Here is an 18,475-nt window from a genome sequence, read left to right as displayed (position 1 = left end):
ATGGGAGCCGCCCATGACCGTGCCCAATCCGGCGCCTGACCGCACTCACACCGGCGGTCACATGCTGGTCCAGCACCGTACGGTGTTGTCGCTCGGCAGTAACCTCGGTGATCGGCTGGAGAATCTGCAGGATGCCGTCGACACGCTTTTCGACGCACCGGGACTGACGTTCGTGGCGCTGTCGCCGGTCTATGAGACCGCGCCGTTCGCCGCCCCCGGCGAGTCGATCCCCGAGCAGGATGAGTTCCTCAACGTCGTGCTCGTCGCCGACACCCGGCTGAGTCCCGAGACCCTGCTGGAGCGGCTGCTCAACATCGAGAACTCAATGGATCGGAGCCGCGACGTCCGCTGGGGCCCCCGCACGCTGGACATCGACATCATCCTGTTCGGCGATGTCTCCTCCACCGACCCGGACCTGACGCTGCCGCATCCGAGGGCGCACGAGCGTGCGTTCGTCCTGGTGCCGTGGGCGGACATCGAGCCGAACACGCTGCTGCCCGGGTACGGCCGGGTGGGCGATCTCGCCGAGGGGATCGGCATGACGGGCGTGAGCCGCCGCGACGATCTGACCTTGCAGCCACCGGCGTGACGGCGACCCGCCCGGCGATACTCGTCGCCCTCATCACCGGCATCGCCCTGATCACGTGGGTGGTGCTCCGGCTGGCGTACGTGACGTTGCCGCCGCTGCCGTGGACGGCCGTCCCGACGCTACTGCTGCTGGCCCTGGGCGAGGCCTTCACGGGCCTCAACGTCCGGGCCAGGATCCGCCGCAGGCCCGGGCCCAAGCCGGTGGAGACCAAGCCCGTGGAACCGCTCGTCGTCGCCCGGATGGCCGCGCTGGCCAAGGCGAGCTCCCACGCGGCCGCCGCGCTCGCCGGTGTCTTCGGCGGGTTCCTCCTCTATCTGGGAGCGTCCCTGGACAAGGCGACCCCCCGGCACGACTTCTTCGTCAGCGCCGGGACGTTCGTCGCGGCGATCGTCCTGGTCGGCGCCGCGCTGTTCCTCGAGTACACCTGCCGCGTCCCGAGGGGGCCGGACGACGAGCGCGAGGACCGGGGCACCTTCGGTACCTGACGGTCCAAGGCCGGCGGGTGGGTCACTTGTCGACGTCGCCGACGACGAAGAACATCGAGCCGAGGATCGCGATCATGTCGGCGACCAGGTTGCCCGGCAGCAGCTCCGAGAGGACCTGCAGGTTGTTGTACGAGGCCGAACGCAGCTTCAGCCGCCATGGGGTCTTCTCGCCCCTGGACACCAGGTAGTAGCCGTTGATGCCGAGGGGGTTCTCGGTCCAGGCGTACGTGTGGCCCTCCGGCACCTTGAGCACCTTGGGCAAGCGCACGTTGATCGGACCGGGCGGCAGGTCGGCCAGCCGGTCCAGGCAGGCGTCCGCGAGGTCGAGTGAGGCGTAGACCTGGTCGAGCAGGCACTCGAACCGGGCCAGGCAGTCGCCGTCGGTCCGGGTGACGACGGGCACGTCCAGCTCGCCGTAGGCCAGGTAGGGCTCGTCTCGGCGCAGGTCGAAGTCGACCCCGGAGGCGCGGGCGATGGGTCCCGACACGCCGTACTGCAGGATCTGCTCGCGGGTCAGCACGCCGACCCCGCGGGTGCGGGCACGGAAGATCTCGTTGCCGGCGATGAGGCCGGCGATGTCGGCCGTCCCGCTGCGGACCTCGGCGACCGTGGTGCGCGCCCTGCCGAGCCAGCCCGCGGGCAGATCCTCCTTCAGGCCGCCCACGCGGTTGAACATGTAGTGCATGCGGCCGCCGGAGATCTCCTCCATGACCCGCTGCAACTGCTCGCGCTCGCGGAACGCGTAGAAGATGGGCGTGATCGCGCCGATCTCAAGCGGATAGCTGCCGAGGAACATCAGGTGGTTCAGCACGCGGTTGAGCTCGGCCAGGAGGGTACGGGCCCACACGGCGCGCTCGGGTACCTCCATGCCCAGCATCCGCTCGGCGGCGAGCACCACACCCAGCTCGTTGGCGAAGGCCGACAGCCAGTCGTGCCGGTTGGCCAGCACGATGATCTGGCGGAAGTCCCGCACCTCGAACAGCTTCTCCGCACCCCGGTGCATGTAGCCGATGATCGGCTCGGCGGCGGAGATGCGCTCGCCGTCCAGGGTGATCCGCAGCCGGAGCACGCCGTGCGTCGACGGGTGCTGCGGGCCGATGTTCAGCACCATGTCCTCGGTGGCGAGTTCCTTGGCCCCGGCCCCGATCCCCACGGTCCGCTCGGTGACGTGCGGGCCGCTGTCGGTCCGCTCGACGGCTCGTGGCGCGTCGAGGCGCTGTGTTCCCTCGTCGTGTGCGGTCACACTTCATCGTCGCATGAGGGGATCTCGCGCGTCTCGGGCGCTTCCGGTTGACTAGTGCCAGTGAACGCGAGCAAAGGCGATCAGCCGCATCCGCACGCCTCGGGCTACCCGCCTAATGACCGGCCACCCGGGGCGCATCCGGCCGCGCCTACCGCGATGTCGCCCGGCGGCCCGGGTGGCGCGCCCACGGGGCCCGGACCGCTCGGGCTCCGCGACGCATCGCACGGCGAGCCGCCGGGGCGGCGATCGCGGCCGGCGGAGCAGGCGTTCGCGCCGCCGGGCGGGCTGCCGTGGGCTCGCGTGTCGCCCCGGTTCACCTGGCACCGGCGTATCTCCGTGTTCCTCACCGCGGTGCCGGCGGCCGCCGTCGGGGCACTGCTGCTCGGCGTGATCGCCGGCGTGGTCGGCGCGCTGCTGTGGGTACTGGCCGTCGTCGTTTCGTGCGCCCTCGGCTGGATCGTGGCCGAGCTGGCCTACCGGTCCTGGGGATTCGCGGAGCGCTCCGACGACCTGCTGGTCACCCACGGCGTGTTCGTCAAGCGGCTGGTCGTCGTGCCGTACGGGCGGATGCAGTTCGTCGACGTGACCGCGGGGCTGCTGGAGCAGTGGCTGGGCATCGCCACCGTACGCGTGAACACGGCGGCGGCGGCCACGGACGCGTGCATCCCGGCCCTGCCCGCCGCCGACGCCGCCCTTCTGCGCGACCGGCTCGCCCAGAAGGGCGAGGCCAGGACGATGGGGCTGTGTTGACGTCCTCTCCCGCCTGAAGGCGGGAGATTCCAACCTCTCAGACAGGAGAAGCCGGTGGTTCGCGGTTCACGGCCCCGTCCAACGACTGGAGGGCTCCCCGCGCTGTCACGGCCCGCCCGGCCGCGAATCCGCTTGGTTATCGCGAACTCACTCAACGTAGCAGAAGGGGGGAAGCTGCGTTTCCTCTCCGGCCTGAAAACCAGAGTCTCCACGCTGCGATCTCGATGAACTACGGCGCCCCCGGCCGGCCGGGTCAACCTGCCGTAGACGGCCCACCCGGGGGTTACGGCCCACTCGGCGGTGACGGCCAACCTGGTGGTTACGGCCCGCCCGGAGGGTATGGCCGGGGCGGTCATGGCCAAGGGCCAATGGTGCACCCTCCACACCCGCCTCCGGGGTACGGGGCGGGCTACGGTCCGCCGCTGCGGCCGGTGCATTTCTCCCACGGCGTGCATCGGCTCCACTGGGCTACCGCTCTGATCCGTGCGATGACCGTGCTCGTCATCTATCTCGCGATGGCCGGACCGGTTCTGCTCGGCCCGTCCTCGGGCGTCACCGCGGCCGAGATGGGTGTGTTCATGCTGGTCAGCGTGCCGTTCGTCGTGTTGGCGATGCTCGTAGGTTTCTGGGGATGGTGGTCGCTGCGGTTCTGGATCGGCGGTGACGATCTGGTCGTCGAGACCGGCATCCTGCGCAAGCGCAAGCGGCGCATCTCGCTCTCGCGCGTCCAGGCGGTCGACGTCGTACGGCCGCTCGTGACCCGGGCCCTCAACCTGGCCGAGGTACGCGTGGAGCTGGCCGGCGGTGACCGTGGGGAGATCGCGCTGCGATTCCTCGGCCGGGCCGCGGCCCAGCGGCTGCGCGCCGAACTGCTCGCGCGGGCCGCGGGGCTGCCCGGCCATACCCCGGAGGCGCCCGAGCGGCTCATCTGGCGGGTGCGGTTCAGCACGCTGCTGGCCTCGCTCGTGCTCAAGGTGCCGGTTTTCGGGACCTTCGCGTTGTTCGTGGCGCTGCTGTTGGTGGGATTCGCGTACGCCGAGTTCGGAGTGCTCGGCGGTGCGGTGCCGGCGCTGCTGGGCCTCCTGCGCGGCGTGGTGGCGCCACTGGTCATCAACGCGAACTTCACCGTCGCCATGTCCCCGGACGGGCTCCGGTTGCGGCACGGGCTGCTGGAGACCCGGATGCAGACGGTGCCGCCGGGGCGGGTACAGGCGATCCGGATCGTGGAGCCGTCGATCTGGCGGTCCAGCGGCTGGGCGCGGGTCGACGTCACGGTGGCGGGTTACTCGGGGGAGCGGGAGGTGTTCTCCTCGGTGCTGGTGCCGGTGGCGCCGCGGGAGGTCGCGTACGACCTCGTCTCCTTGGCCTTCCCGGGCACCGACATCAGCGCCCTGCGGCTGCTGCCCGCGTCCGGGCGGTCGTGGTCGCTCGACCGGGAGGCGGCGGCGGGTGCCGACGACGTGGTGTTCGTGAGCCGCCGGGGCCTGTTCTGCCGCAGCACCGACGTGATCGCCCATGCGCGGGCGCAGAGCGTACGGCTCAGCGCGGGTCCGCTGCAGCGGCTGCTGGGCCTCGGGACCGTGCACGTCGACGCGCCGGCGGGCCCGGTTCAGGTGGCCGCGGTCAACCGGGACCTCGAAGAGGCGCGGCTCATCGTCGAGTCGACGGCGGAACGGGCGCGCGTCGCCCGCGCCCGAGGCGGTGACCGCCCCCAATGGGCCCGCTGACCGATTCACGAACCCGGGACGTCGGACGAGGACCCGGCTGGCTACCGTGGCGGGGTGACAAATGTGGCATATGACCCTTGGTCGCCTGAATTCGTGGCGGATCCCTATCCGGTCTTCGCGGCCCTGCGGGAAGAGAACCCGGTCTTCTACCACGAGCCCACGCGGCAGTGGGTGATCAGCCGGTACGAGGACGTCAGTTCCCTGCTGCGCAGTCGCCTCCTCGGCCGCTCCTACCTCCACACGGCGTCGCACGAGGAGTTCGGGCAGCTCGCCGAGCCGGAGTTCCTGCGGCCGTTCTGGGATCTCATCAGGGCCGGGATGCTGGACGTCGAGCCGCCGGCGCACACCCGGCTTCGGCGGCTGGTGGCCAAGGCGTTCACGCCGCGCATGGTCGAGGGAATGCGCCCGACGGTGCGGCGGCTGGCCGAGGAGCTCGCCGGTTCCCTGGTCGCCGGAGGCGGCGGCGATCTGCTCGCCGAGGTGGCCGAGCCGCTGCCGGTGACCGTGATCGCGGAGATGCTCGGCGTGCCGGAGTCCGACCGTCACCTGCTTCGGCCGTGGTCGGCCGACATCTGCGGGATGTACGAGCTGAACCCCTCGGAGGAGGCGCAGCGGACGGCGGTGCGCGCGGCCTCCGAGTTCTCCGCGTATCTGCGCGACCTGGCGAGGGAACGCCGCCGGGCCCCGCGCGAGGACCTGATCAGTGCGCTCGCCCAGGTGGCCGACGAGGGCGACCGGCTCACCGAGGACGAGCTCGTCGGCACCTGCGTACTGCTGCTCAACGCAGGCCACGAGGCCACGGTCAACTCCACCGGCAACGCCTGGTGGTCGCTGCTGCGCAACCCGGCCGAGCTCGACCGGCTCCGCGCGGACCACGCGCTGATCCCGAGCGCCGTGGAGGAGCTTCTGCGCTATGACACCGCCGCCCCGATGTTCGAGCGATGGGTACTGGAGGACATCTCGGTCGCGGGCGTGGACATCCCGCGTGGCGCCGAGGTCGCTCTGCAGTTCGCCTCGGCCAACCGGGATCCGTCGGTGTTCACCGAACCGAACCGCCTCGACCTGGCCCGGACCCCGAACCCGCACATCTCGTTCGGCCTGGGCATCCACTTCTGCCTCGGTGCGCCCCTCGCCCGCATCGAGCTCGCCGAGTCGTTCGGAGCCCTGCTGAGGCTCGCGCCGGGCCTGAGCCTGGCCGCCGAGCCCACCTGGAAGCCCGGCTTCGTCCTGCGCGGCCTGAAGGCCCTCGACGTCGTGGTGTGAGACGTCGTGGTGTGAGAGGTCGTGGTGTGAGAGGTCGTGGTGTGAGACGTCGTGGTGTGAGAGGTCGTGGCGTGAGAGTCAGGCCAGCGAGGGCGGAAGCGGGATGCCGGTCGCCTGCACCAGCCAGCCGAAGCCGCCCAGGCCGGCCGGATCGATGAGCTCGGCCTCCTCGCCGGCGGCGCAGAGCGCGGCGACGTAGGCCTGCGGGTCCTGATGCGCGAGCTCGACCGGAGGCCGGGCACCCGTCACGCCGAGTGAGCGCAGCGCCGAACGCTGGGTGGTGAGCAGCGACGCGGTCGCGCCGGCCCTCTCGCCCGACACGGCGCAGGCGTCCAGGGCGACGTGCGCGGTGATGTCGCACGAGCCGTCGGGCACCGGCGGCACAACGTGCCCGTCGCGGTAGCCGGCGAGCGTCCCCTGGGCCGGTCTCGCCTCGCGGGAGTGCGAGTAGTCCACCGCGACCGCCAACCCGTGGCGGAGCCGTGCGACGACCGCGCCCCATGCCTCGCACCTCGGCCGGCCGACCTCGGCCCGGTCGCCCGGCTCGCGGAGCGGCCACCACCGGGCCAGCCAGTCGTGGTCGGCCGCGTCGAGCGGCGGTCCGATGCGCTCAGCGCCCGTCGCCGGATCGACGAGGACCATCCGCGGTCCCAGCGGGGTCAGCTCCACCACGTCGAGTGGCACGTTGTCGAGCCATTCGTTGGCGATCACCAGTCCGTTGATCTCCTCCGGCGGCTCGGCCGTCCACGCGAGCTCGACGGGGACCTCGCGCGGGCGCGGGGCCACCTCGACCGCCGTGGGGGCGAGCCGGGCCGCCAGCCCTGCGGGCACCGATCTCATGATCTGGGTGGTCAGCCCTCCACAGCCCGCGCCGACGTCCACGAGATCCACGCGAGCCGGGTGCCCGAGCGACGCGTCCACCTCGGCCAGCAGCCGCGCGAACGCGGCGGCATACCGGTGCGAGGCGTGCACCGAGGTGCGGAAATGCGCCGCGGGACGCTCACCGCGACGGTAGAACCCCTTCTCGCCGTACAGCGCCCCTTCCATGCCCTGGCGCCACGTGACCCACCCCACAGCGTGACGGTATCGCGGCCGCGCGGGAGGGCCGTGACCGGTCTCTGCGCCGTCCCGGACGCCATCCTGAGGTCGTACGGGAGTCCGACCCGAGACCGATGTCGGCCGACCGGGGCGAACGTACCCTGAACCCGTGGTGGGGAGAGCCTGGGCGTGGTGGCGGCGGCAGACGCCGCTGGTCGACTTCTGCTTCATGCTGCCGATCGCGGCGTGGTCGGTGCTGATGTACGGCTCGAACGTCGGCCAGCGAACTGTCAGCGAGGCCGAGTTCATCATGCTGACGCTCGGGTTGTGCGTGCCGCTGATCTGGCGGCGGAGGTGGCCTCGCGCCGTGTTCGTCCTCATCGCGGTGGTGGCGGCGGTGCAGTGGGCCGCGCACATCGCCGCGCTGCCGCCCGACCTCGCCGTCCTGATCGCGCTCTACACGGTCGCCTCGCGATGCGGGTTCCGCTGGGGGCTGACCGCGGCGATCGTGGCTGAGGCCGGCGCGATCATGGAGGCCTGCCAGCAGTGGGGGCTCAGCTGGGAACAGGCGCGGAGCCCGGCCATCTTCCTCACGGTCGTGGTCGCCGCGGTGTGGGTGTTCGGGATCTACATGAACACCCGTCGCGCCTACCTGCGCTCGCTCGAGGAGCGCGCCGCGCGGCTGGAGCGGGAGCGGGACACCCAAGTGCAGGTCGCGATGGCCGCCGAGCGGGCGCGGATCGCGCGGGAGCTGCACGACGTCGTCGCGCACAACGTCAGCGTGATCGTGGTGCAGGCCGACGGCGCGGCGTACGCGATCGAGTCCGACAAGGAGCGGGCCAAGCAGGCGCTGGAGGCGATCTCGGCGACCGGGCGCACGGCGCTCGCGGAGATGCGCAGGCTGCTCGGAGTGCTCAGGGAGAGCGATGACACGGGCTCCTACGCCCCGCAGCCGGGTATCGAGCAGCTCACCGATCTGGTCGACCAGATCCGCGCCTCGGGAATGCCCCTGCGATTCGAGATCGACGGGGTGCCGCGGGAGCTGTCGCAGGGGCTGCAGCTGACCGTCTTCCGGATCGTGCAGGAGGCGTTGACCAACACGCTCAAGCACGCCGGCACCGGCGCGACCGCGCACGTGAACCTGCACTACGGTGACGACTCCGTCGAGGTACGGGTCCGTGACGACGGGCGGGGCGCCGCGGCGGCCGACGACGGCCGAGGGCACGGGCTGGTCGGGATGCGGGAGCGTGTGGCGATGTACGGGGGCTCGGCGCTGGCCCGGGCGAGATCGGGAGGTGGCTGGGAAGTGGTGGCGCGGCTTCCGGTGCGTGAGGCGGCGAGGACGTGAGTGAGCACATGATCGAGGATCTCGGCGAACGGCCGCCCATCCGGGTTGTGCTGGTGGACGACCAGGAACTGGTCCGGGCCGGTTTCCGGATGGTCCTGGACGCACAGCCGGACATCGACGTGGTCGGCGAGGCGGGTGACGGCGCGCGGGCGGTGGAGCTGCTGCGCTCGACCACCGCCGACGTCGTCCTCATGGACGTCCGGATGCCGCGCATGGACGGGATCGAGGCGACGAGGCGGATCAGCGTCGGCGGTCCCAAGATCATCATCCTCACCACGTTCGACCTCGACGAGTACGCGTTCGCGGCGATCAAGGCGGGGGCGAGCGGTTTCCTGCTCAAGGATGCCGGCCCGGCCCAGCTGATCGAGGCGATCAAGGCCGTGCACTCGGGTGACGCGGTGGTGGCGCCGAGCACGACGCGGAGACTGCTGGACCGGTTCGCGGTGCACCTGCCGGAGCGGGAACCGGTGCGCGACCGGGGACTCGACCTGCTCACCGCCCGCGAGTCCGAGGTGCTGCATCTGGTCGCCCGCGGTCTGTCCAACGCGGAGATCGCCGAGCGGCTGTACGTCTCCGACGCCACAGTGAAAACCCATATGGGACGCATCCTGACGAAGCTGGATCTGCGGGATCGGGTACAGGCGGTCGTCTACGCGTACGAGACGGGTCTGGTCAAGCAAGGACATAATGGTCACAGTGAGTAACATGTCCATTACCTTTTGATGACTGTTCGCGTTCATCCTTGGGTCTTTCCGCAGCCTACCGCTGAGTAGCCGAATAACTACCTTACGTAGCGCATGCCTGACGGCAGGCGTGGCTCAGAACCATGAGCCGACAGGGACGTGCATGTCAGGACGGGCCGCACCGGCCCAGACGTACGGGAGGATTCACATGCTCAGCAAGATCGCCGCCACCGGCGTAGTGGCGGTCGCGGCCGCCGGCGCGATGATGATCGCCACGCCCGCGCAGGCCGACAACTTCACGCGGGGCGACCACTCGATCCTCGGGGGCAACCAGATCTTCGCACCCATCTCGATTCCGATCAACGTGTGCGGCAACTCGGTCGCCGTCATCGGCTTCGCCGGCTCGGGCTGCAAGGGCGGCGCGAAGGTGAAGGGTCACCACGGCTACTGACCGGCCCCGCGCGCGTAGCGCGCTTCGGCACCGGAGCACCGGGACCCGCGTCGAGCGGCCCGGTGCTCCGGCGTCTGCGGCGTCTGCGGCGCTTCGACGGCGATCCGCTGGCGGGTTCCCGGCCGTGGGTTCCTGGCCGGGTGGCGGGAACGGGTAGGAGGACAGGACGACCTGGGCATCCATCAGCCTCGAGTCGTACAAGCCGCCCCGCGAGTAGCCCAAGATCGCAGAGAACGCCACACGAGCGGACGATGGCAGTGCCCGTGCGGATTTCTAGTGTTGAGCGCGTTGTCCGAATTCCACTAGGAGTCCCACGTGAACGGCACTTTCCGCGACGCCACCGCAGAGGGTCGCGCCCCCCGCCCGCCGGCGGAGCCCGATGCCGCCCCCGCCGTCTCGGCCGCAGAGGTGAGCAAGGTCTACGGCACCGGCGACGCGGCCGTACACGCCCTGAGAGGGGTCACCGTCGGCTTCGCCCGTGGCGCGTTCACCGCGATCATGGGGCCGTCGGGTTCGGGCAAGTCGACGCTCATGCACTGCCTGGCCGGTCTGGACGTCGTCACCCGGGGCTCCGTCGTGCTGGGCGATGTCGAGATCACCGAGCTCACCGACAAGCGGCTGACGCTGCTGCGCCGCGAGCGGGTCGGTTTCGTCTTCCAGGCGTTCAACCTGCTGCCCACGCTCACCGCCGAGCAGAACATCCTGCTCCCCGTCGAACTCGCCGGGGGCAGGGCCGACCGGGAGTGGTTCGACCACGTCATCGGCGTACTCGGGCTGCGCGACCGGCTGGCCCACCGCCCGTCGGAGCTGTCCGGGGGGCAGCAGCAGCGGGTCGCCTGCGCCCGCGCGCTGGTCTCCAGGCCTGAGGTCATCTTCGCCGACGAGCCCACGGGCAACCTCGACTCACGGTCCGGTGCCGAGGTGCTCGGGTTCCTGCGCACCTCGGTCCGTGAGATGGGCCAGACGATCATCATGGTCACCCACGACCCGGTGGCGGCGTCCTACGCCGACCGCGTGGTCTTCCTGCACGACGGCGAGGTCGTGTCCGAACTGTACGGCCCCACCTCCGGCGGCGTGCTCGACGAGCTCAAGCGGCTGGGGGACTGATGCTGAAGACCACGCTCGCGGGGCTTCGGGCACGCAAGCTCCGGCTGCTGCTCACCGCGCTCGCCATCACACTCGGCGTCGGCTTCATCACCGGCACGTTCGTGCTCACCGACACCATGCAGGCCGGCTACGACCAGAAGTTCGCCGCCTCCGCCGGCAAGATCGCCGTCGCGGTACGACCGGGGAAGGCGCCCGATCGCAGGCTTCCGGCCGAACTGCTGACGAAGATCCGCTCGGTATCCGGCGTCACGGACGCCCACGGGATCGTGCGCGGAGACTCGCCGCTGCTCGGCAAGGACGGCAGGGCCTTCGGCGATCTGCCGACCGTCGGCCTCTCGCTGCCGGCCGCCGGCGCGCTGCGGCGGTACGACGTCGTGGCCGGAAGGGCGCCGGCCGCCGCCGACGAGGCGGTGCTCCACGAGGACACCGCCAAGTCCACCGGCCACCGCGTCGGCGACACCGTCAAGGTCCTCGGTCCGGACGGCACTCCGCGCGCGTTCCGGCTCGTCGGCACGGTGGATCTGGGCATCGACGGCGATGTGTCCTATCGGGGCGCGGTCGGCTTCACCTCCGCCACCGCCACCGCGATGACCGGCGAGAAGGGCTTCACCGAGATCGACGTCGTCGGCCCGGCCGCCAGGGACGCAGTGGCCACGGCGGTCGGCGGCTCCTACGAGGTGCTCACCGGCCGGCAGCTCGGTGACCGGCTGGCCGCGGAGAACGGCAGCGACACCGCGGTGCTGCGCATCGCCCTGCTGCTCTTCGGGCTGGTGTCCCTGCTGGTGTCGGCCATCGTCATCTACAACACATTCACAATCCTCATCGCCCAGCGCATGCGCGAACTGGCGCTTCTGCGCTGCGTCGGCGCCACCCGCAGGCAGGTCTTCGGCGGGGTCGTCGTCGAGGCGGCGGTCGTGGGGCTGGCCGGCTCGCTGCTCGGTCTCGCCGCCGGAGCCGGACTCGGGGCGGCGGCACTCTCGTTGATCAACTTCCTCGGTGGCGACCTGCCCGTCGGCGCGTTCTCCCTCGGTGTCAGTACCGTCGTGGTGGCGCTGTTCGCCGGGATCACCGTCACGGTGGTCTCCGCTCTGCTGCCGGCAAGGGCGGCCACCCGGGTGGCGCCCATCGCGGCGCTGCGCTCGGAACCGGAGCCGGGCACGGGCCGGCTGCGGATCGGCCGGCCGCGGATCGCGGTCACCGTGCTGCTCGGCGGCCTTGGCCTGGGCCTCGCCGCCGTCGGTGCGCTGGTGGCGCCCACCGGCCCGAGCGCGCTCGTGATGACGGCCGTGGGCGGTGCGCTGGCCTTCCTCGGCGCGATAGCGCTGATGCCGGCCCTGGTGCGGCCGCTGGCCCGGATGATCGGCGCGCTTCCGGCCCGGCTCGCCGGAGTACCCGGCCGGCTGGCGATGGAGAACTCGCGGCGCGCACCCGGACGCACCGCGACCACGACCATCGCACTGACCATCGGCGTCGGCCTGGTCACCCTCTTCGCGGTGCTCGGTGCGAGCGTGAAGGCCACCGCGTCGGAGATGATCCGGGCGCAGTTTCCCGTCGACTACCTACTGCAGACCCAGGTGAGCAGCGACCGGACCATCCCACGGGCGCTGGCCGACGGCCTGCGAGCCGACCCCAGGATCGGCTCGGTGGCCCAGGTGCGCTGGGCGGACGGCCGCCTCGACGGGACCGAACGCCGGATCGGAACGGTCACCAGGTCGGCCATCGGCACGATGATCAAGCCGGAGCCGAAGAGCGGGTCGCTGACCGATCTGCGCCCGGGCACCGTCGCACTGCACCAGGGCGTCGCCGGTGACCGCGTGGCCGGTCAGTCGATCGAGCTGACCACCCGGCAGGGACCGAAGAGGCTGACGGTGGCGGCGGTCTTCGCCGGAGAGGTCCCGTTGCCCGCCGTCCTCGTGCCGGAGCGGGACTTCGACTCCTACTTCGGCGCCCTGGGCGACACCGCGGTCTATCTCAACGCGAAGGACGGTGTGGACGCGGTCGCCGCGCGGTCCGTCGTCGACGCTGCCACCAAGGACCACCCGGCGGTCAGGGTGGCCTCGGCGGCCTCGATCAAGGACCAGTTCAGCGGGGCCATCGACACGATGCTCATGATCTTCGGCGGCCTGCTCGGGCTGGCCATCGTGATCGCGCTGTTCGGCATCGCCAACACGCTGACGCTCTCGGTGGTGGAACGGACCCGGGAATCGGCGCTGCTCAGGGCCCTCGGCCTGACCCGCCGTCAGCTCCGCGGGATGCTCTCCGTGGAGTCCATGATCATGGCGTTGATCGGTGCTCTCACCGGCGTCGTGCTCGGCACGCTGTTCGGCTGGGCCGCCACCCGCGCCGTGCTCGAAGGAGCGCTCTTCCGGCTCCCGTACACGCAGATCCTCGTGTTCATGGCCCTCGCCGCGCTGGCCGGCCTGATCGCCGCCGTCCTGCCCGCCCGGCGGGCCGCCAGAGCCTCCATCGTCGAGTCCCTGGCCGCCGAGTGACCGGCCGCCGGTTCCCGGGCCGCCGAGTGATCGGCCGCCGGTTCCCGGGCCGCCGAGTGATCGGCTGCCGAGCCGAGCGGCCCGCCGGAACCGAGTAGCATGTTTTCGCACGTCCGGTACCCCGGCAGAGGACTGGAACGAAGTGAACGCATTCGATGTGCCATCGCCCATGCCCGTCGGCGGGGACCGGCCTGAGGACCGGCCAGGCCGGCTCGCCGTGGGCGTGGTCGGCGCGGGCCGGGTCGGCACCGCGCTGGGGGCGGCCCTCTCGCGCGCCGGCCACCGCGTCGTGGCGGCGTCGGCGGTGTCGCGCGAGTCGCGTCAGCGGGCCGCCGACCGGTTGCCGGGCGTGGCGCTGACCGACCCCCAGGGAGTCGTGTCCGCCGCCGATCTGGTGTTGCTCACGGTGCCCGACGAGGCCTTGCCACCGCTCGTGGCCGGGCTGGTCGCCACCGAGGTCCCGGTGGCCGGCAAACTGCTGGTCCACACCAGCGGGCGGTTCGGCGTCGGCGTGCTAGAGGCGGCCACCCGGGCCGGCGGGCTGCCGCTGGCGATCCATCCCGCCATGACGTTCACCGGCCGCTCCGAGGACGTGAACCGGCTGGCGGGCATCTCCTTCGGCGTGACGGCACCCGAGCCGCTGCGGCCGGTGGCCGAGGTGCTGGTGGTCGAGATGGGCGGTGAGCCGGTGTGGATCCCCGAGGACCGGCGGTCGCTCTACCACGCGGCGCTGGCCGGCGGGGCCAACCACCTGGTCACCCTCGTGGCCGAGCAGATGGACCTGCTGCGCAGGGCCGGGGTCGACGACCCGGCGCGGATGCTGGGACCCCTGCTCGGAGCGGCGCTGGACAACGCGCTGCGCCTCGGCATGAACGGTCTCACCGGCCCGGTGGCACGCGGCGACGCGGAAACGGTGGCCGATCACATCGCCGAGCTGGCCGAGGTGTCCCCCGAAGGGCGGCGGGCCTACATCGCCCTGGCCCGGCTGACCGCGGACCGGGCGCTCGCCGCCGGCCTGCTCAAGCCGGCGGACGCCGAGCGGCTACTCGAGGCGCTCGCCGACCAATGAGCGAAGTGGAAGGGATCGAGTGGAAGGGAACCAGATCGTGAAACCCCTCGTCGCCGAGACCCGCGAAGAGCTCGCCGCGGCGCGCGCCGACATCCGGGACTGGCCGCTCGCGCTGGTGCCGACCATGGGGGCCCTGCACGAAGGGCACCGGTCGCTGATCCGGCGGGCTCGGAAGATCGCCGATGTGGTCGCGGTCAGCATCTTCGTCAACCCGCTGCAGTTCGGACCGGGTGAGGACCTCGACCGTTACCCCCGCACATTGGACATCGACCTGCGGGTCTGCGCGGACGAGGGGGTCGACCTGGTCTTCGCCCCCACGCTCGACGTGATGTACCCGGCCGCGCCCGAGGTGCGCGTCAGCTCCGGCCGGATGGGCGGGATCGTCGAGGGCGTCCACCGGCCGGGCCATTTCGACGGGGTGCTGACCGTGGTCACGAAGCTGCTCAACCTGGTGCGCCCGACGTACGCCGTCTTCGGGGAGAAGGACGCCCAGCAGCTCGCCCTCATCCGCCGGATGGTCCGCGACCTGGATCTGCCGGTGGAGATCGTCGGCTGCCCGACCGTACGGGAGCCGGACGGCCTCGCGCTGTCCAGCCGCAACCGCTACCTGTCCGAGGCCGAGCGGCGCACCGCGCTCTCGCTGTCCGCCGCGCTCCGGGCCGGGGCCGGCCTGGCCGGCGAGGGCCCCTCGGCCGTGCTGCGGGCCGCTCAGGGGGTTCTGGACGAGGCGGCCGAGGCCGACCCGCCGCTGTCGCCGGACTATCTCTCGCTGGTCGATCCGGTGACGTTCACCGAGGTCGCCGACGGTCACACCGGCCCGGCGGTGCTCGTCGTGGCCGGGCGGGTCGGAGCCACCCACCTGATCGACAACGTCTCGCTGAGCTTTTCCGCCGAGGTGGCGGGCGCCGCTTCCACGGCACCTGCCACGGTCTTCGCCGTGAAGGAGTCCTGATGTTCCGCACGATGTTCAAGTCGAAGATCCACCGTGCCACGGTGACGCAGGCCGACCTGCACTACGTGGGCTCCGTGACCATCGACCGGGACCTCTTGGACGCGGCCGACCTGCTGCCCGGCGAGCAGGTGCAGATCGTCGACATCGACAACGGCGCCCGGCTGGAGACCTACGTCATCGCGGGCGAGCGGGGCACCGGCGTGATCGGCATCAACGGCGCCGCGGCCAGGCTGGTCCAGCCGGGCGATCTGGTGATCATCATCAGCTACGCGGCGATGAGCGACGCGGACGCCCGCGCGTTCGAGCCGCGGGTGGTGCACGTGGACCGGACGAACAAGATCATTCAGCTCGGGTCCGACCCGGCCGAGCCGGTCCCCGGCACGGACCTGATCCGCGGCGACGGTGGCCCGCACGACGCCGGTGTGCCGGCGGGGCCGCCGCTCGGCGCCCGGGAAGGGGTGAGGGGCTGACCCGCGCTCAGGTCTCCTTGGCCCCATGGGTTAGTGTCATTGTGACGAAAAAGGTCACCCCCCGAGGAGGGTCAATGATCCCGCGTCGGCTGATCGCCCCCGATCCAGGCTGGACCGTCGACGCCGACGTCGTCGTGATCGGATCGGGCATCGCAGGGCTCGTGGCCGCTCTGCGGGCCCGTTCGTACGGCCGCGTGCTGCTCGTCACCAAGGCCCTGCTCGACGAGGGCTCGACCCGGTGGGCACAGGGCGGTATCGCGGCCGCGCTCGCCCCGGACGACAGCCCGCAAGACCATCTGCGCGACACGCTCACCGCGGGCGTCGGCCTGTGCGACCCCGAGGCCGTGCGCACGCTGGTGACCGAGGGGCCCGAGGCCGTACGGCGGCTGATCGATCTGGGCACCGACTTCGACCGTACGCGTGACGGCGCGATCGCGCTGACCCGCGAGGGCGGGCACCACCGGCGGCGCATCGCGCACGCCGGCGGCGACGCCACCGGCGCCGAGATCAGCCGCGCCCTGCTCGCCGCCCGCAAGGCCGCCGGCGGCATCGACGTCATCGAGCACGCGCTCGTCCTGGACCTGCTGCTGTCGGAGGGACGTGCCGCCGGGGTCACGCTGCACGTGATGGGGGAGGGGCAGTGCGACGGCGTCGGCGCGGTGCGGGCGCGAGCGGTCGTGCTCGCCACCGGAGGCCTGGGGCAGGTGTTCTCGGCCACCACGAATCCGGAGGTGTCCACCGGCGACGGGGTCGCGCTGGCGCTCAGGGCCGGTGCCGACGTCACCGACCTCGAGTTCGTGCAGTTCCACCCGACCGTGCTCTGGCTCGGTGCCGGCGCCCGGGGCCAGCAGCCGCTGATCTCCGAGGCGGTGCGCGGCGAGGGCGCCCACCTCGTCGACGCGGCGGGCGAGCGGTTCATGGTGGGGCGGCACGAGCTCGCCGAACTGGCCCCCCGGGACGTCGTCGCCAAGGGGATCATGAACCGGATGCGCGAGACCGGTGCGTCGCACATGTTCCTCGACGGACGCCATCTCGGCGCGGCGGCGTGGGAGCGGAGGTTCCCCACCATCCTGGCCAGCTGCCGAGACCACGGCGTCGACCCGGTCACCGAGCCGATCCCGGTGGTGCCCGCCGCCCACTACGCCAGCGGAGGGGTGCGCACGGACCTGTGGGGCCGGACGTCGGTGCCGGGGCTGTACGCCTGCGGCGAAGTCGCCTGTACGGGCGTGCACGGCGCGAACCGGCTGGCGTCCAACTCGCTGCTCGAAGGGCTGGTCTTCGCCGAGCGGATCGGGACGACCCTCGGTGCCGAGCTCGCGGATCCGGCGGCCGCGCCGCGTGCGACGGCGAGATCACGGCGGACGAGGGGCGGGCTCGCCGTCGTACCTTCTCCGGAGGCGGGAACGGCCGTACTGACCTCGCCGGGCGCCGGCCTGCTGGCACCGGAGGTCCGCGACGAGGTGCAGCGGGTGATGACGGCCCACTCCGGCGTCCTGCGCAGCGCCGAGGGGCTGCGGACCGCCGAGCGCGAGCTGGCCGCCCTGGCCGCGCGCAACTCCGGCGAGCCGGGCGTGGCGGCGTGGGAGGCCACGAACCTGCACACCGTCGCGACCGCGATCGTGCGGGCTGCGCTCACGCGTGAGGAGACGCGCGGCAGCCACTGGCGCGAGGACTTCCCCGGCCGGGCCGACGACGCCTGGCAGGGCCATCTCGTGTCGCACATGGACGGTGCCGGACTGAGCACGGTCTACGAATCCGGACGGTCCGGGCATCGCGTGACGGCGATCGGCTGAGGGAGACGACATGACACCGGAGCCCGCCGGGCGCCTGCGGGCCGCCGGCCTGGATCCACAGGCCGTGCGCGACCTGATCTCGGCCGCGCTGGCCGAGGACGGCGAGGCCGACGTCACGAGCGAGCCGATCTTCGGCGCGCACGAGGTGTCCACGGGTGACTTCACCGCGCGCGAGCACGGGGTGGCCGCCGGTCTGCCGGTCGCCGAGGCGGTCTTCGCGCTGCTCGCCGAGCGGGCCGGCGGGGAAGGCGCGGGCACCGGACCAGGCCCGGAGGTCTTCCGGGTCGAGGTCAGGGTTTCGGACGGGGACCGGGTCGGGCCCGGTGACGTGCTGCTCACCGTGACCGGGCCGACCCGAGCGCTGCTCCGTGCGGAGCGCACGGTGCTCAACCTGCTCACGCACCTGTCCGGGATCGCTTCGGCCACCCGGCGGTGGGTCGACGCGGTCGAGGGCACGAAGGCCCGGGTCCGCGACACCCGCAAGACCCTGCCCGGGCTCCGGTCGCTGCAGAAGTACGCCGTGAGGTGCGGCGGCGGCGTCAACCACCGGATGGGCCTCGAGGACGCCGCACTGATCAAGGACAACCACGTCGCCGCCGCCGGCTCGGTGACGAGGGCGTACGAGGCCGTACGGTCCCGCTTCCCGGATCTGCTCGTCCAGGTCGAGTGCGACACGCTCGAGCAGGTCGAAGAGGCGCTCGCGGCCGGTGCGACGGCCATCCTGCTCGACAATATGACGGACGGGCGGATGGCCGAGGCGGTGCGCATGGCCGGGGATCGCGCGGAGCTCGAGGCCAGTGGCGGGCTCACCCTGGACAGGGCTCGAGACGTGGCCGTGACCGGTGTCGACTACCTTGCCGTGGGTGCGTTGACGCATTCGGCGTCCGCCCTCGACATCGGTCTCGACTTCGTCCCCCGGAGCCGAGGCTGACGACGGGTGACAGCAGGTCGGCGCGCACGGGCGCGCACCACGGCACAATGCGCGACACAGGACGCGACCATGAACACAGCGGGG

At 71.8% G+C, this 18,475-nt stretch carries 15 protein-coding genes and 1 pseudogene; 14 read left to right on the top strand and 2 right to left on the bottom strand.

The genetic code is table 11. The features are described 5' to 3' along the window. Positions 1–13: 13 nt before the first annotated feature. Positions 14–589: a 2-amino-4-hydroxy-6-hydroxymethyldihydropteridine diphosphokinase gene (gene folK, locus HKK74_RS21145; protein ID WP_187244995.1), complete on the top strand. Its 576-nt coding sequence runs from the start codon at positions 14–16 to the stop codon at positions 587–589. Then, positions 586–1,074, top strand: a complete 489-nt coding sequence (locus tag HKK74_RS21140; protein ID WP_187244994.1) for a DUF3180 domain-containing protein — start codon at positions 586–588, stop codon at positions 1,072–1,074. Before folK ends, HKK74_RS21140 begins: the two co-directional genes overlap by 4 nt. A gap of 22 nt (positions 1,075–1,096) precedes the next feature. Here the strand turns inward: HKK74_RS21140 and HKK74_RS21135 are convergent, their stop codons facing one another. Continuing rightward, positions 1,097–2,185, bottom strand: a complete 1,089-nt coding sequence (locus tag HKK74_RS21135) for an NADH-quinone oxidoreductase subunit D (RefSeq protein ID WP_187245126.1) — start codon at positions 2,183–2,185, stop codon at positions 1,097–1,099. A gap of 192 nt (positions 2,186–2,377) precedes the next feature. Here HKK74_RS21135 and HKK74_RS21130 point away from each other — a divergent pair, with 192 nt between their 5' ends. From HKK74_RS21130 to HKK74_RS21120, 3 genes are all read left to right on the top strand, one after another. Continuing rightward, positions 2,378–3,067, top strand: a complete 690-nt coding sequence (locus HKK74_RS21130; protein WP_312881655.1) for a PH domain-containing protein — start codon at positions 2,378–2,380, stop codon at positions 3,065–3,067. A 488-nt stretch (positions 3,068–3,555) separates the two neighbouring features. After that, complete coding sequence (locus HKK74_RS21125) at positions 3,556–4,794, top strand: PH domain-containing protein (RefSeq protein ID WP_246491828.1); 1,239 nt, start codon at positions 3,556–3,558, stop codon at positions 4,792–4,794. Between the two features lie 93 nt (positions 4,795–4,887). After that, positions 4,888–6,057, top strand: a complete 1,170-nt coding sequence (locus HKK74_RS21120; protein WP_312881654.1) for a cytochrome P450 — start codon at positions 4,888–4,890, stop codon at positions 6,055–6,057. A 78-nt stretch (positions 6,058–6,135) separates the two neighbouring features. On the opposite strand, the gene HKK74_RS21115 is transcribed toward HKK74_RS21120, so the two are convergent. Further along, entirely contained in the window at positions 6,136–7,131 is a 996-nt protein-coding gene (locus tag HKK74_RS21115; protein WP_312881653.1) for an SAM-dependent methyltransferase, read from the bottom strand. A 133-nt stretch (positions 7,132–7,264) separates the two neighbouring features. Between HKK74_RS21115 and HKK74_RS21110 the strand changes: the two genes are divergently transcribed. From HKK74_RS21110 to HKK74_RS41950, 9 genes and pseudogenes are all read left to right on the top strand, one after another. After that, entirely contained in the window at positions 7,265–8,443 is a 1,179-nt protein-coding gene (locus tag HKK74_RS21110; protein ID WP_312881652.1) for a sensor histidine kinase, read from the top strand. A gap of 8 nt (positions 8,444–8,451) precedes the next feature. Continuing rightward, the gene (locus HKK74_RS21105; RefSeq protein WP_187245121.1) at positions 8,452–9,147 is read left to right on the top strand and encodes a response regulator; all 696 of its coding nucleotides are present in this window, start codon (positions 8,452–8,454) and stop codon (positions 9,145–9,147) included. A 187-nt stretch (positions 9,148–9,334) separates the two neighbouring features. Beyond that, the gene (locus tag HKK74_RS21100; RefSeq protein ID WP_187244992.1) at positions 9,335–9,577 is read left to right on the top strand and encodes a chaplin; all 243 of its coding nucleotides are present in this window, start codon (positions 9,335–9,337) and stop codon (positions 9,575–9,577) included. Between the two features lie 315 nt (positions 9,578–9,892). After that, on the top strand, positions 9,893–10,684 hold the full coding sequence (locus HKK74_RS21095; RefSeq protein WP_187244991.1) for an ABC transporter ATP-binding protein: 792 nt from the start codon (positions 9,893–9,895) through the stop codon (positions 10,682–10,684). Further along, positions 10,684–13,176, top strand: coding sequence for an ABC transporter permease (locus HKK74_RS21090; RefSeq protein ID WP_187244990.1), 2,493 nt, complete (start codon positions 10,684–10,686; stop codon positions 13,174–13,176). Before HKK74_RS21095 ends, HKK74_RS21090 begins: the two co-directional genes overlap by 1 nt. A 169-nt stretch (positions 13,177–13,345) precedes the next feature. Next, the gene (locus HKK74_RS21085) at positions 13,346–14,245 is read left to right on the top strand and encodes a Rossmann-like and DUF2520 domain-containing protein (RefSeq protein ID WP_187245120.1); all 900 of its coding nucleotides are present in this window, start codon (positions 13,346–13,348) and stop codon (positions 14,243–14,245) included. 34 nt (positions 14,246–14,279) lie between these two features. Further along, positions 14,280–15,197, top strand: a complete 918-nt coding sequence (gene panC / locus HKK74_RS21080; RefSeq protein ID WP_376771546.1) for a pantoate--beta-alanine ligase — start codon at positions 14,280–14,282, stop codon at positions 15,195–15,197. Beyond that, positions 15,197–15,667, top strand: coding sequence for an aspartate 1-decarboxylase (gene panD, locus HKK74_RS21075; protein WP_187244988.1), 471 nt, complete (start codon positions 15,197–15,199; stop codon positions 15,665–15,667). The genes panC and panD overlap by 1 nt, the downstream gene beginning before the upstream one ends. Positions 15,668–15,741: 74 nt before the next feature. Next, positions 15,742–18,391 (top strand): annotated as a pseudogene (locus HKK74_RS41950) (L-aspartate oxidase). Positions 18,392–18,475: the final 84 nt, after the last annotated feature.

It is taken from the genome of Actinomadura alba (assembly GCF_014323705.1).
Taxonomy (GTDB): Bacteria; Actinomycetota; Actinomycetes; order Streptosporangiales; family Streptosporangiaceae; genus Actinomadura_C; species Actinomadura_C alba.
This window is presented reverse-complemented; position numbering and strand designations above follow the sequence as displayed.